This window comes from Nocardia noduli, assembly GCF_019038455.1.
Taxonomy (GTDB): domain Bacteria; phylum Actinomycetota; class Actinomycetes; order Mycobacteriales; family Mycobacteriaceae; genus Nocardia; species Nocardia noduli.
Window position 1 is genome coordinate 38,124 of the sequence record NZ_JAFMPL010000013.1, and the last position, 13,091, is coordinate 51,214.

The following is a 13,091-nucleotide window of genomic DNA, read 5'->3' on the forward strand; positions in this document are numbered from 1 at the left end:
CGGTACCAATAATGGAAATATTGTTGTCCCATCTGGAGAATCTAATTCTCGTATGACGAAAATTGATGTGCGAGATCCGGAAAGTCCAAGGGCGAGGAAGGAATCCGCTCCGAATGTTTGCGGCAGTTGTTATCGAAAAGGGCGACGAGGGAACAAAAGTCGCGCTGACGAATGTGGATGAAGCGGCGCTTCCCGAGGGGAACGTCACCGTCGAGGTGGCGTATTCGACCCTCAACTACAAGGACGCCCTCGCCATCACCGGCTCGTCGCCGGTCGTGCGGTCGTTCCCGATGGTCCCCGGCATCGATCTCGCCGGCGTCGTCACCGACAGCGCGCATCCGGACTACTCGGCGGGCGACGAGGTCATTCTCAACGGCTGGGGCGTCGGTGAGAAGCACTGGGGCGGCCTCGCGCAGAAGGCGCGTCTGGACGGCGACTGGCTGATCCCCAAGCCCGCGGAATTCACCGCGCGCCAGGCGATGTCGATCGGCACCGCGGGGTACACCGCGAGCCTGTGCGTCGAGGCGCTGCTGCGCCACGGCGTCACGCCCGACCAGGGCGAGATCCTGGTGACCGGTGCGACCGGCGGCGTCGGCAGCATCGCGATCGCGCTGCTGACCAAGGCCGGATTCGGCGTGGCCGCCGCCACCGGCAAGACCTCCGAGACCGAATACCTCCAGAGCCTCGGCGCGGGCACCATCATCGATCGCGCCGAACTGTCCGAGCGCGGCAAGCCGCTGCAAAAAGAACGCTGGGCCGGTGTCGTCGACACCGCGGGTTCCCACACCCTTGTCAACGCCGCCGCGCAGACCCGCTACGGCGGCGCCGTCGCGGCCTGCGGCCTGGCCCAGGGCATGGATTTCCCGGCCACCGTCGCGCCGTTCATCCTGCGCGGAGTCGCGCTGCTGGGCGTCGACAGCGTGATGGCGCCCAAACCGCGCCGTCTCGAGGCCTGGGCCCGACTGGCCCGTGACCTCGACCCCACCGCCTTGGAGTCCATCGCCCAGGAAGTCGGTCTCGGTGAGTCCATCGCGGAGGCGAGCCGGCTCATCGACGGCACCGTGCGCGGTCGCATCGTCGTCGACGTGAATCGCTGATCAGGAGTTTATTCGTGGCAACCACAAAGAAGGCCGCCGCACCGGCGGCGAAAGCACCGGCGGCGAAGAAGACCTCCGCGACAAAAGCCGCTCCCGCGGCCAAGACCACGCGGGCCGCCAAAGCGCCCGCGGCCAAGGCGGTAGCGGCGGAGCCGACCGTCGAACTCGATCTGTCCGACGTCGACCACCGGGTCGGCAAGCCGATCGGCGGCGGTCAGCTGTGGGATCCGTGCAGCACCTCCGATATCCGCCGCTGGGTCATGGCGATGGACTACCCCAATCCGCTGCACTGGGATCAGGAATTCGCCAGGGAGTCCCGCTACGGCGGCCTGGTCGCTCCGCAGTCGATTGCGGTCGGACTGGACTACGGTCACGGCGCAGCGCCCGCGTGTGTCGGCCATATCCCCAACAGCCACTTGATCTTCGGTGGCGAGGAGTGGTGGTTCTACGGTGCGCCCGTGCGCCCCGGCGACACCCTGTTCCAGGATCGGCGTTTCCACGACTACAAGGTCGCGGACACGAAATTCGCCGGGCCGACCATGTTCTCGCGCGGTGACACCACCCACCGCAACCAGAACGGCGTCCTCGTCGCCCGCGAACGCTCCACCGCCATCCGCTACCTCGCCGAGGAAGCCGCCAAGCGCGGCATGTACGACAACTCGGTCGGCGAGCTCAAGCGCTGGACGGCCGCGGAACTGGCCGAGGTCGACGCGCTGCGCACCGAATGGCTTCACTCCAATCGTCTCGGTGTCTCACCGCATTTCGACGAGGTGAAGGTCGGCGACAAGCTGCCGCGCCGCGTCATCGGCCCGCACTCGATCGCGAGTTTCACCACCGAGTACCGCGCCTTCCTGTTCAACATCTGGGGCACCTTCCGCTGGACCGCGCCCGAGGGCATCAAGGATCCGTGGGTGTACCAGGATCCGGGCTGGACCGAGGGTTTCGGCTTCGACGAAGAGGGCGCCAAGATCGATCCGCGACTGCGGGACGGTCTCTACGTCGGCCCCTCGCGCGGCCATATCGATAACGAGAAAGCCGGCGAGGTCGGCATGGCGCGGGCCTACGGCTACGGCGCGACCATGGGCGCCTGGTGCACCGACTTCCTGGCCTACTGGGCGGGTAACGACGGCATGGTGCGTCACACGAAGGCCGATTTCCGCCTTCCGGCGTTCGAGGGCGACGTGACCTACTTCGACGCCGAGATCATCGGCAAGGAAGCCCAGTCTGTCTGGGGTGTACCACTGGTCCAGGTCGAGCTCAGGCTCACCGACCAGAATGGCGGCACGCTCGTCAAGTGCGTCGCCGAGGTCGAACTGCCGTTCTGAGGCGGCGGAAGGAACGGGGAAGGTCGAGGATGACCACCGAAACCAAGGAAGTATCCGAACAACAACCGGCGATCGCGTCCGGCTTGCCGCTAGCGGACGAGCCGGGCCTGGGCACCCTCACCCTGCCGGGCTTCCTACGCGAGGTGACACAGCAGTTCGGCAGTCGTGAGGCCCTGGTCTTCCACGACGACGCCGGTGTCACCCGCTGGACGTACGACGAGCTGTGGGAACGCTCCGTCGAGGTGGCGCGGGCGCTACGCGCCTGCGGCGTCGGCAAGGACAGCCGCGTCGGCGTGCTGATGACCAACCGCCCCGAATGGCTCGCGGCCGTCTTCGGCACCTCGCTGGCGGGCGGTGTCGCCGTCGCGCTCAGCACCTTCTCCACCCCGGCCGAACTCGAGCATCTGCTCGGGCTGTCCGGAGTCTCGGTGCTGCTGTTCGAACGCACCGTGGTGAAAAGGGATTTCGCGTCGGTGCTGACCGATCTGGAACCGGCCATCGGCACCTCGGCGCCCGGCGCCGTGCAGTCGGCGGCCTACCCGTTCCTGCGCCATCTCGCCGTCGTCGGCGAGCCGGTGCCGGGCGGCGCGATCGACGACTGGGACACCTTCGTGGCCCGTGGACAGACCGAACCGGTCGAACTGATCGAGGCCAGCGCCGCGTCGGTGAACCCGAGCGATACCGCTGTCCTGTTCTTCTCCTCGGGCACCACGAGTAAGCCCAAGGGCATCCGCAGCGCGCATCGGGGCGTCACGATCCAGATGTGGCGTTTCCGGCGGATGTTCGGTTTCGGTCCGGAAGACGACGTCCGCTGCTGGACCGCCAACGGGTTCTTCTGGTCGGGCAACTTCGGTCAGGCGCTGGGTTCCACCCTCGCCGCGGGCGGATCACTGGTCCTCCAGTCGACCTTCGACGGTGCGGCGGCCCTGGAACTGATGCAGTCCGAGCGGGTGAATTTCCCGGTCGCGTGGCCGCATCAGTGGGCACAGCTCGAGGGCGCGGCCAACTGGGCGACGGTGGATCTGAGCAGTCTGCGGTTCGTCGACCGCGACTACCCGGCCGCGCGGCATCCCACGGTGAAAACCGATTGGACCGAGCCGGGTCACGCCTACGGCAATACCGAAACCTTCACCATCACCACGTGTTTCGCGGCCAACACCCCCGAGGACGTGATCGCGGGCAGCAGTGGCGAGCCGCTGCCCGGCAATACGATCAAGGTCGTCGACCCGCTCACCGGCCTGGTGCTGACACGCGGGGAACGCGGTGAGATCTGCGTCAAGGGCCCGACCCTGATGCTCGGCTACGTCGGCATCCCGCTGGACGAGACGCTCGACGAGGACGGCTATTTCCACACCGGCGACGGCGGCTACCTCGACGATATCGGCCGCCTCTACTGGGAAGGACGGCTCACCGACATCATCAAGACCGGTGGCGCCAACGTCTCCCCGCTGGAAGTGGACGAGGAACTCAACCGCTACCCCGGCGTGAAGGTCGGTCGCACCGTGGGTGTTCCGCACGAAACCCTCGGCGAGGTCGTGGTGGCCTGTGTCGTGCCGCACGCGGACACGACGCTCGACGGCGAGGCGATCCGCCTCTTCCTGCGCGAAAGCCTTGCCAGCTACAAGGTGCCCCGGCACGTGCTCTTCTTCGCCGAAGAGGATATCGAGATCACCGGCAGCGCCAAGATCAAATCGAGTGACCTGCGGCTGCTCGCCGCACAGCGGCTGGAAACCTAGCCGCACGAAGGCCCCCGGCACGGCCGCGGGGTGGGTCCGGCGCCGACAACGACGTTGTCGCCGGACCATCGCCCGCGTCCCACGCGCGCGGCGGACCGGATTACGACAACGGCGTCTTCCGATCCGTCCGCGTGCTACGGCGGAGCCCGTCACGTGACACGAAATAGCCCGAACAGCCGCCCGGCTGTTCGGGCTATTTCGTGTTCCGGGGTGTCGTGCACGCGGTGTGGTTCCGAAGCGGGTCGAAACGGCCAGGCCTACGCGGACAAACGCGGCAGTCAGGTCCGGGAACCCGGCTGTTCGGGGCGCCATTGTCCGTTCGGGCCGGGTGTCCGGCACCCCGAACAGACAATGCTGTTCGAGCTCATCGTGTTCCGGCGATCCCGACTCCCGCAACCAGTGCTTCGCCGCGCCGTCCGCTCGGGCCGGGCGTCCCCGCGCCACACGACGTAGCCCGAACAGACAACACTGTTCGGGCTCATCGTGTTTCGGGCTGTCTCGATGTCCACGACCGGGTGCGCCGCCGCACCGAGTCGGCGTCTACTCGGTGGCGGAGGGAAGGTAGCGACGCGCCAATACCTTGCGGTGTTCGGCGGGAGAGCCGAACAGGGAGCGGTTGAGGACGGCCCGCTTCAGGTACTGGTGGATGCCGCTTTCCCAGGTGTAGCCGATGCCGCCGTGCAGTTGCATCGCCTTGCCCGCGACGTCGACGGCGGCGGCGCTGGTGAACGCCTTGGCCATCGAGGCCGCGGTGCTCGCCTCGGGTGTGTCCGCGACGAGGGCGCGTACGGCCGCCGAGACCAGTTGCCTGCCGACGGTCACCTGGACCAGCATGTCCGCGCACGCGTGTTTGACCGATTGGAACGAGCCGACGGGGCGGCCGAATTGTTCGCGGACCCCGACGTATTCGACGGTCGCGTCCAGCATGGCTTCGCTCAGCCCGAGGCTGTCGCAGGCGAGTGCGACCACGGCGCGGTCACGCAGTCGCCCGAGGGCGCGCGCACCGTCATCGTCGAAATGCCACACCTGCTCCGGCGTGAGCGACAGTCCGTCGACGCGGACGTGCCCGAATCCGCGCGTCTCGTCGACGACCGGTTGTTCGGTGACGAGGTCACCCGGTTCGATCGCGGCGAGCACGATCGCGTTGTCGGGTGTGCTCGCCGGGATCAGCAGCCGGTCGGCAGAGGCCGCGTCCAGCACGAAATCGGCGCTGCCGTGCAGGGTCGATCCGTTCTCCCCGTCGACGAGCCGGAATTCCGGCGCGGTGTCGGGATCGAGTGCGGGCGAACGTCCCGACGACAGTACGACGATCGGCACGGACGTACCCGCGACGGTGTCGCGCAGCAGCGTGTCGCGTTCCGGGTTCGGGCTCACCAGGCCGAGCGCGCCGAGTCCGAGTGCGGCCACCGCCGGGTAGGCGCCCGATGCCGCCGCCCGCCCCAGCTCGCCGAGCAGGACCGCCACTTCCGCGAACGTGGCTTCGGCTCCGTCGAATTCGGCGGGCGCTTCCAGACCGAGCCAGCCGGAGCGGGCGATCAGCGACCAGTCGATGGCGGTCTCGCGACCGGCCTTGCCGAGCAGATCACGGGCCACCGCGCGCAGTTCGTCGTGGATCTCGGCGAATTCGTCGCCCGCCGCGAATGCTTCGCTCATCATGTCCCCGTCGGTTCCCTGGGCAGTCCCAGCCCGCGCTCACCGATGATGGTGCGCTGGATCTCGCTGGTTCCGCCCGGAATGGTCCATTCCCACGAGCCGACGAAATCGAGAACCCACGCTCCCGATTCCCAACCGCCGGACATCGGTTTCCGCAGCACCGTATGCGCGCCGACGCCACCGACCTCGGTGCCGAAATCGGTCATGCGCTGGAGCAGTTCGCTGTAGTACAACTTCACGATGGAGGCGTCGGCCGGACCCGCGGTGCCGGTGTCGTGGCGCTCGACCAGATCGCTGCACAGCGCGCGCAGTCCGGTGATCTCGATATCGAGTGCGACCAGCCGGTCGGCCACCACCGGGTCGTCGACCGGACGTCGTCCGGTCGCGTCGGGGGTCGCGCACGCCTCGACCAGCCAGCGGAATCCGGCGTTGCCGAGACGTTCGGCCAGCTCCAACATGGTCAGCCCGCGTTCGGCGCCGAGGGTCTGCTGCGCGACCTGCCAGCCCGCGTTCTCCGCGCCGATCAGGTTGGCGGCGGGTATGGGGACGTCGTCGAGGAAGATCTCGCAGAAATGCGATTCGCCCGCCGCGTTGCGGATCGGGCGCACTTCGATGCCCGGTGTGCGCATATCCATGAGGAAGTACGAGATACCGCGACGTTTGGGCGCGTCCGGGTCGGTGCGTGCCAGCAGCAGGCACCAGTCCGCGTATTGCGCGCCGCTGGCCCAGACCTTCTGTCCGGTCACCCGGTAGGTGTCGCCGTCGCGGCGCGCGGTGGTGCGCAGTGCCGCCAGATCCGAACCCGCGCCGGGTTCGGAGAAGCCCTGGACCCAGAGTTCACCGTCGAGAATGGCGGGCAGATGCCGCCTGCGCTGTTCCTCGGTGCCCGCGGCCAGCAGCGTCGCGGCCGCGTGATGGACCGCGACGAAGGCCAGGACCAGTCGCGGCGCGTCGTGCGCGGCGAGTTCCCGGTAGAGCACGACCTGTTCCGGAATCGACATGCCCCCGCCGTAGGCGGCGGGCCAGTGCGGCACCGCGTAACCCGCGGAGCGCAATTTCTGGAACCACTCCTGTTGGAATCGAACGAATTCCGCCTCCGACGGTCCCGTCTGAGCCTGTCGCCAGTCGGCCGGGACGTTGTCCCGACACCACCGACGCACCTCGGCGCGGAACTCGTGCAGATCGCGCCCGGTCACCGCGCGCGTGCCCTGATCGCCAGCAGTCGCTCCCGGTGTTCGGGGGACTTCATGGTGGACACCTCGGCGGCGAAACCCGCCTGCATCGGCCCACCGAGGGCCTGCGACAGGTACATGTTCACCACCCGTTTGGTGCTGCGCAACGCCTCCGCGGGCATCGCGGCGAGACGTTCGGCGAGTTTGCGCGCCTCGGCGAGCAGTTCGTCCGGTGCGACGGTGCGGCTGGCCAATCCCACCTCGACCGCGGTGGCGGCATCGATGCGATCACCGGTGTAGAGGAATTCGCGCGTGCGCAGGATCGGGGTGAGCAGCGGCCAGAACGCCGCGCCGCCGTCGCCCGCGACAAGTCCGACCGCGACATGCGGATCGGCCAGGTAGGCCCGTTCCGACATCAGCACGACATCGCACAGCACCGCCATGCTCGCGCCGAGTCCCATGGCCGCGCCGTTGACGGCGGCGATCACGGGCAGCGGGAAGCGCAGCATCTCCTCGATGATCTGCGCGCCCTCGCGGATGCTCTCGTCACGCGCGGCGGGATCGTCGAGGAAGGAGGTGATCCAGTCCAGGTCGCCGCCCGCGCTGAACGCACGGCCCGCGCCGGTCAGGATCACGACCCTGGCCTCCTGGTCGGCGGCCAGTTGCCGCCAGACCTCGGCGACCGCGCGGTGCAGATCGGCGTTGACGGCATTGAGTTCGTCGGGCCTGTTGAAGGTGACGATGCGGACGGGGCCCTCGGATTCCACGGTCAGCACCGCGGGCAGGTCGTATCCCATGCGACTCACACTCCCCCGATCTCGGTGAAAAGTCCCGCGGGCCCGCGGCGGCCCATGTGGGCGGCCAGTGCCTCGTCGGTGCCGATGGAGGCGAAAGGCAGCCGTCGCAGCGGCAGGCTGTAGCGCGAGAGCCACGACAGCGGCGTCTCGTCGCAGAAGCCGGTGGCGCCGTGCAGTTGGTGCGCGGCGCGGAAGATGGTGTCCGCCGCGTCGAGTATCGCCGAGCGCAGCGAGAGCGCGTCGATGAGCGCGTCCTCACGGCCGGCCTGGATACTCCACAGCGCGTACCTGGCGAGCATGTCGACCCCGCGCCGGTCCACTTCGGCGTCGGTCAGCTGGAATTGCACGGACTGGAATTCGGCCAGCGGTTTGCCGAACTGTTCGCGCACGAGCACGTGTTCGCGGGCCGACTCGATCGCGCGATCCAGCATGCCGAGCAGCGTCCAGCAGGGCAGGACCAGCGCCAGCGCGACATCGGCGGCGCCTTCGGTGTCGACCGGGCGCACCCGCACACCGGTCGTGAACGCGGAGTAGCGCGCGGATTCGCTCGACGGCAGTACGGTGATCTCGCCGCGCGCGCCCTCCAGGGTCACCGCGGCCCAGCGCAGGTCCACCCCGGCCAACGCGGCGGTGGGTTCGTCACCGGCGACCACGACGAGGCCGTCGACGTCCATGTCGATCGGACGGGCGAGCCGCTCGGCGACCGGGTAGGGCGTCGCCCAGTAGCCCGCGCTGCGGCACAGCGCCGCCGCCGCTTCCAATTCCTCCGGATCGCGGCGCGGCTCCAGATCCCACGCGCCGAGCGCGTCGAGCACCGGGGCGACGAGTTCGTGCCTGCGCGCGGGTTCCGACTCGGCGGCCTGCACCAGTTCGTCGCCGCCCGCGGCGCGCAGCGCGCGCAACGCCTGTTTACCGAATTCCTGTGCCTCGTCGGATAATTCGATGGTCATGGCATGACCGTCGGAGGGGAAGGGCGCGGTGGTCATGCGGCCTCCCCGGACCGGCGGGGCGCGCTCAGCAGTGAGCGAGCGAGCAGGATCTTCTGCATCTCGATACTTCCCGACGCGACGGTCGCCGCGTTCGCGTAGCGCCAGTGATCGTCCACCGCGCGCCGGAACTGCCGCTGGGCTTCACCCTCGCTCGGCACGAACGCGGCGAGTTCGGTGAGCACGCTCGCGCTCTCCTGATCGAGTTTGGTCACCGCGATCCGGTAGGCGGCGGCGTCGCCGGGCGCGACCCGGCCGGTGGCCTGCATGGAGACCACCTGGTAGGCGAGCAACCTGGCGCGCCTGGCCCGGACCAGCGTCTTCGCCCAGCGCACGCGCAATTCCGCGGGCAGCGTGTCCCAGCGTTCGCCGAGCACATCGGGGGCGGCGGAGAGCAGGCGGTCACAGCGGGCGTAGCGGGCGATGCCGACGCGTTCGAAGGCGAGCACTTCCTGCACCACCGACCAGCCCTCGTCGACCGTGCCGAGGACATCGGCCTCGGTGGCGCGGACGCCGTCGAAGAAGACCTCGTTGAGGTGGTGCGGTCCGAGCATGGATTTGATCGGCCGCACCTCGATGCCGGGATCCGACATCGGGATCAGGAAGACCGTCAGACCCTGCTGTTTGCGCGCGCCGGTCGAGGTACGGGCCAGCAGGAAGCACCACTGCGCCATCGAGGCGTAGGAGGTCCAGATCTTCTGCCCGGAGATTCGCCATCCGTCGCCGTCACGGCGGGCCGCGGTGCGCAACGAGGCGAGGTCCGAGCCGGAATCGGGCTCGCTGAAGCCCTGGCACCAGATCACCTCGCCGCGCGCGATCGGCGGCAGATGTTTGCGTTGCTGGTCGGCGGTACCGTGCCGCATGAGTGTCGGGCCGACCCAGTTGACACCCATGTACTGTGCGCCGCGCGGTTCGTGGTGTGCCCACATCTCCTCGCGGACGACGGTCTGTTCCCACACCGAGGCGCCACCACCGCCGAAATCCTCCGGCCAGGCCGCGCAGAGCAGTCCGTGTTCGGCCAGTACCCGGCAGAAACGCTGGGCCACTGCCAGATCCGAGGGATTGTCGGTGAACGCGCCGAGATAATCGGCGGGGACCTCCTCGGCAATCAGCCGCCGCAGTTCTCGCCGGAGTTCTGCGGCGGACCCACCCATCGTGAAGTCCATGTGGCGCAGACTACTTCAATCCTCATAAGGATAGCAATATTTGAATGGTCAGCCGGTTGATGACTAGACTGCCGCCATGACGGATACGGCCACCTGCGTTCGAACGAATCGGACGAACTCGCGACGGTCCGCATGACCACGGCCAAACGCGGCCGGGTGCCGCAGCGCCGCATCGCCGAAACCGTCGCCGCCGAGCTACGCACGCGCATCCTCGCGGGTGACGAGAACTACCGACTTCCCACCCAGGACCAGTTGGTACAGGATTTCGGTGTCAGCTATCCCTCGATCCGCGAAGCATTGCGCATCCTGGAGACAGAAGGCCTGGTCACGGTCAGGCGCGGCAATGTCGGAGGCGCCGAAGTACACCGTCCCGACGCGACTTCCGCAGCGTATCACCTCGGTCTGGCCCTCCAGGGCGCTCGCGTCACGCTCGGCGACCTCGCCGCGGGACTGCGCATGCTGGAGCCGCTGTGCGCGGCCGAATGCGCCGAACGGCCCGATCGCGCCGACACCGTGGTGCCCGTGCTCGCCGAGAACGTCGAGAAATCCGCCGAACTCGTGGCCGACGGCATGGCCTTCACCCACACCGCGCGCGAATTCCACGACCTCATCGTCCAGAACACCCCCAATCTCACCGTCCGATACGTGGTCAGCACCCTGGTCACGCTGTGGTCGGCGCAGGAGGAGGCCTGGGCGGAGGCGCTCACCCGACGCGGCGAATATCCCTCCGAGGACGAGGCCGCCGCGGTCGTGCGCACCCACCAGCGCATCGTCACCGAGATCGCGGCGGGCCGAGCGGCCGAAGCCGAGCGGTTGTATCGCACCCACCTGGCCGCGACCCAGGCACTCGTGCTGGAACGCTTCGACGACGGCGTGGTCAACGCCGCGTCGGCGGGCGCGCGTCTCGCCGTGCACTCCGGGCTGCGTTCCCGGATCTGACGCACCGCGTCACGAATTCCACCGCACCCCCGTTGAAGTCGCGTTTTCCTTGCTGCACGCCCGCGAACGGCCTAGGATAATCGTGTTCTCATCCCAGTGAAATCAGCGTTTCCAATCGCGTTTCGGGCGTATGCTCGGCTAGACCCGGGTACCGGTCGGCACCTACCGGCTCGACCGGCGCGAGCCGACACCGCCGAGGGGTCGTTGTGCGCGGCTATCTGGTTGCAGCACAACATATTTCAATACAGCAGCGAGACGGGCGACACCTCGTCTCCGCTCGGCGGCACGACCGCTTCACGCCGCTTCGAGGCGTCATCGACAGCCCGCGGCAAATTACCCACCGGTAAGCAATTGTTCAAGTATTGCTATCCTTGTGAGGATTGAAGTAGCGTGACCCACGACACGCGGTCCTGCACTTGCCCCCATCGGAATCCCGCCCCACGGCGCCGCCGGGTCCGGGCAGTGCCGCAACGCGAATATCGGACTTCTCACCGCATCGGAGGGCCCCACCTTGACTCGAGGGGCGCGTTACAGCAGCACCACGTCCATCACCACCGCAGAGGGTGTGAGCATCGAACGGCTCACACCGCCGAGCCGACTGTTCGGCGCGAACGGCCTGCGCACCGGACCTGATAACCGCATCTACGTCGCCCAGGTGGTGGGCAGCACGATCAGCGCCCTCGACATCACCACCGGCGATCTCGAGACCATCAGCGCCAAGGGCGGCGACATCATCGCCCCCGACGATATGGCCTTCGACCCGGCGGGCAACCTCATCGCCACCGAGTACATGGACGCGCGGGTGAGCGTGCGCAGCCCCGACGGCACCAGCCGGGTACTGCGCGACGATCTGCCCGGCGCCAACGGCATCACCGTGTACAACGGCAGGCTCTTCGTCAACGAGTGCCGCATCGGCGGCAGGCTCATGGAGGTGCCGCTCGACGGCAGTGCCCCGGTGGTACTCCAGGACAACCTGCCGATGCCCAACGCCATGGAGGTCGGCCCGGACGGGCTGCTCTACTACCCCGTGATGGGCACCAACGACATCTGGCGCATCGACCCGAACGGCGGGACGCCGGAGCGCGTCGTCGGCGATCTGGCCGGGCCGGACTCGGTGAAGTTCGACGCCGCCGGGTTCATCGTCTCCACCCAGGCGGGCACCGGGCAGGTGCTGCGCATCGATCCGCGCACCGGCAACCGCGAGGTGCTGGCCCAGCTCGAACCCGGCCTGGACAACTGCACCTTCGTCGACGGCAGGCTCTTCGTCTCCAACTTCAACGGCTCCATCACCGAGGTACTCGGCGGCGGCGAGAGCAAGTCGCTGCTGCCGGGCGGTCTGCTGTGGCCGCTCGACCTCACGGTCGGACCGGACGGCACGCTCTACGTCGCCGACGGCACCTACTTCCACGAGTTCCGTGACGGCAAACTCCAGGTGGTCGCGTCGCTGTTCAGCCTGAACAGCCCGGGCTACGTGCGCGGCGTGGTGGCGACCGGCGTCAACGAGTTCGTCGGCGCCACCTCCACCGGGCAGATCGTCACCTACAAGCACGGCGAGGAGCCGGAGACCGGGCTGATCGCCGACGGCTTCGCCGAGCTGTACGGCATCGCGGTGGCCTCGGACGGTTCCATCGTCGCGGTCGACGCGGGCACCGGACAGGTCGCGTCGGTGCGCGGCGGACAGACCGAGGTGCTGGCATCCGGCCTGCAACGCCCGATCGGCGTCGCACTCGGCCCGGACAACGCGATCCTGATCTCCGAATCCGGTGCCGGACGCGTCGTTTCGGTCGGCGCGGGCGGCGTCGACACCGTGGTCGACGGCTTGGAGACCCCGCACGGCATCCTGGTGCGCGGCAAGCAGCTGCTCATCGTCGATGTCGGCCTCAAGGCTCTGATCAGCTTCAACCTCGAGACCAAGGTGCGCACGACACTGGCGACCAACCTGCCGGTCGGCACCCCCGACGGTGTCGTCGCCAAGCCGCTCCAGGGCACCCCGCCGTTCTCGGGCCCGATGGGTCCGTTCGCCGGTATCGCCGCCGCACCGGACGGCACCGTCTACATCTCGGCCGACGCCGAGGGCAGCGTGCTCGTCCTGCGCGAGGAGGCGTGAGCCACCGATGACCGACGGCGGGGAACAGAAACGCGAAAAGCCTGTTCCCCGCTGCCGGGCTATCGAGAGAGAACACCGGCCGGACCAGCCACCGCGCCGCGACCACCTACTGA

At 68.3% G+C, this 13,091-nt stretch carries 10 protein-coding genes; 5 read left to right on the forward strand and 5 right to left on the reverse strand.

Going from position 1 to position 13,091, the window contains the following annotated elements; all coding sequences use genetic code 11:
• Positions 1–113: 113 nt before the first annotated feature.
• Genes acuI through JZ792_RS10675 form a run of 3 tightly spaced genes read left to right on the forward strand, consistent with a single transcriptional unit; the run spans position 114 to position 4,158 of the window.
• Positions 114–1,097, forward strand: a complete 984-nt coding sequence (acuI, locus tag JZ792_RS10665; RefSeq protein ID WP_216909450.1) for an acrylyl-CoA reductase (NADPH) — start codon at positions 114–116, stop codon at positions 1,095–1,097.
• Positions 1,098–1,111: 14 nt separating this feature from the next.
• Complete coding sequence (locus JZ792_RS10670) at positions 1,112–2,422, forward strand: FAS1-like dehydratase domain-containing protein (RefSeq protein WP_308165245.1); 1,311 nt, start codon at positions 1,112–1,114, stop codon at positions 2,420–2,422.
• A gap of 29 nt (positions 2,423–2,451) precedes the next feature.
• Entirely contained in the window at positions 2,452–4,158 is a 1,707-nt protein-coding gene (locus JZ792_RS10675) for a class I adenylate-forming enzyme family protein (RefSeq protein WP_216909452.1), read from the forward strand.
• A 540-nt stretch (positions 4,159–4,698) separates the two neighbouring features.
• Here JZ792_RS10675 and JZ792_RS10680 read toward each other — a convergent pair.
• From JZ792_RS10680 to JZ792_RS10700, 5 genes are read right to left on the reverse strand one after another with little or no spacing between them, the layout of a single operon-like run.
• Positions 4,699–5,811: an acyl-CoA dehydrogenase family protein gene (locus tag JZ792_RS10680; RefSeq protein ID WP_438804322.1), complete on the reverse strand. Its 1,113-nt coding sequence runs from the start codon at positions 5,809–5,811 to the stop codon at positions 4,699–4,701.
• Positions 5,811–7,007 (reverse strand): acyl-CoA dehydrogenase family protein, encoded by a 1,197-nt coding sequence (locus JZ792_RS10685; RefSeq protein WP_216909457.1) that lies wholly within the window; start codon positions 7,005–7,007, stop codon positions 5,811–5,813. Before JZ792_RS10685 ends, JZ792_RS10680 begins: the two co-directional genes overlap by 1 nt.
• Positions 7,004–7,780: an enoyl-CoA hydratase/isomerase family protein gene (locus JZ792_RS10690; RefSeq protein ID WP_216909459.1), complete on the reverse strand. Its 777-nt coding sequence runs from the start codon at positions 7,778–7,780 to the stop codon at positions 7,004–7,006. The genes JZ792_RS10685 and JZ792_RS10690 overlap by 4 nt, the downstream gene beginning before the upstream one ends.
• 5 nt (positions 7,781–7,785) lie before the next feature.
• Positions 7,786–8,730 (reverse strand): acyl-CoA dehydrogenase family protein, encoded by a 945-nt coding sequence (locus tag JZ792_RS10695; RefSeq protein ID WP_216909600.1) that lies wholly within the window; start codon positions 8,728–8,730, stop codon positions 7,786–7,788.
• Between the two features lie 32 nt (positions 8,731–8,762).
• Positions 8,763–9,932 (reverse strand): acyl-CoA dehydrogenase family protein, encoded by a 1,170-nt coding sequence (locus JZ792_RS10700; protein ID WP_216909461.1) that lies wholly within the window; start codon positions 9,930–9,932, stop codon positions 8,763–8,765.
• A gap of 132 nt (positions 9,933–10,064) precedes the next feature.
• Here JZ792_RS10700 and JZ792_RS10705 point away from each other — a divergent pair, with 132 nt between their 5' ends.
• Together JZ792_RS10705 and JZ792_RS10710 are read left to right on the forward strand one after the other, a co-directional pair.
• Complete coding sequence (locus JZ792_RS10705; protein ID WP_109530438.1) at positions 10,065–10,871, forward strand: FadR/GntR family transcriptional regulator; 807 nt, start codon at positions 10,065–10,067, stop codon at positions 10,869–10,871.
• 571 nt (positions 10,872–11,442) lie between these two features.
• On the forward strand, positions 11,443–12,978 hold the full coding sequence (locus JZ792_RS10710) for an SMP-30/gluconolactonase/LRE family protein (RefSeq protein WP_216909602.1): 1,536 nt from the start codon (positions 11,443–11,445) through the stop codon (positions 12,976–12,978).
• Positions 12,979–13,091 lie beyond the last annotated feature (113 nt).

Coding starts and splice junctions, on each gene's coding strand:
- acuI (WP_216909450.1), top strand. CDS start 114: ATGTTTGCGGCAGTTGTTATCGAAAAGGGCGACGAGGGAACAAAAGTC.
- JZ792_RS10675 (WP_216909452.1), top strand. CDS start 2,452: ATGACCACCGAAACCAAGGAAGTATCCGAACAACAACCGGCGATCGCG.
- JZ792_RS10680 (WP_438804322.1), bottom strand. CDS start 5,811: ATGAGCGAAGCATTCGCGGCGGGCGACGAATTCGCCGAGATCCACGAC.
- JZ792_RS10690 (WP_216909459.1), bottom strand. CDS start 7,780: ATGGGATACGACCTGCCCGCGGTGCTGACCGTGGAATCCGAGGGCCCC.
- JZ792_RS10695 (WP_216909600.1), bottom strand. CDS start 8,730: ATGACCATCGAATTATCCGACGAGGCACAGGAATTCGGTAAACAGGCG.
- JZ792_RS10700 (WP_216909461.1), bottom strand. CDS start 9,932: ATGGACTTCACGATGGGTGGGTCCGCCGCAGAACTCCGGCGAGAACTG.
- JZ792_RS10705 (WP_109530438.1), top strand. CDS start 10,065: ATGACCACGGCCAAACGCGGCCGGGTGCCGCAGCGCCGCATCGCCGAA.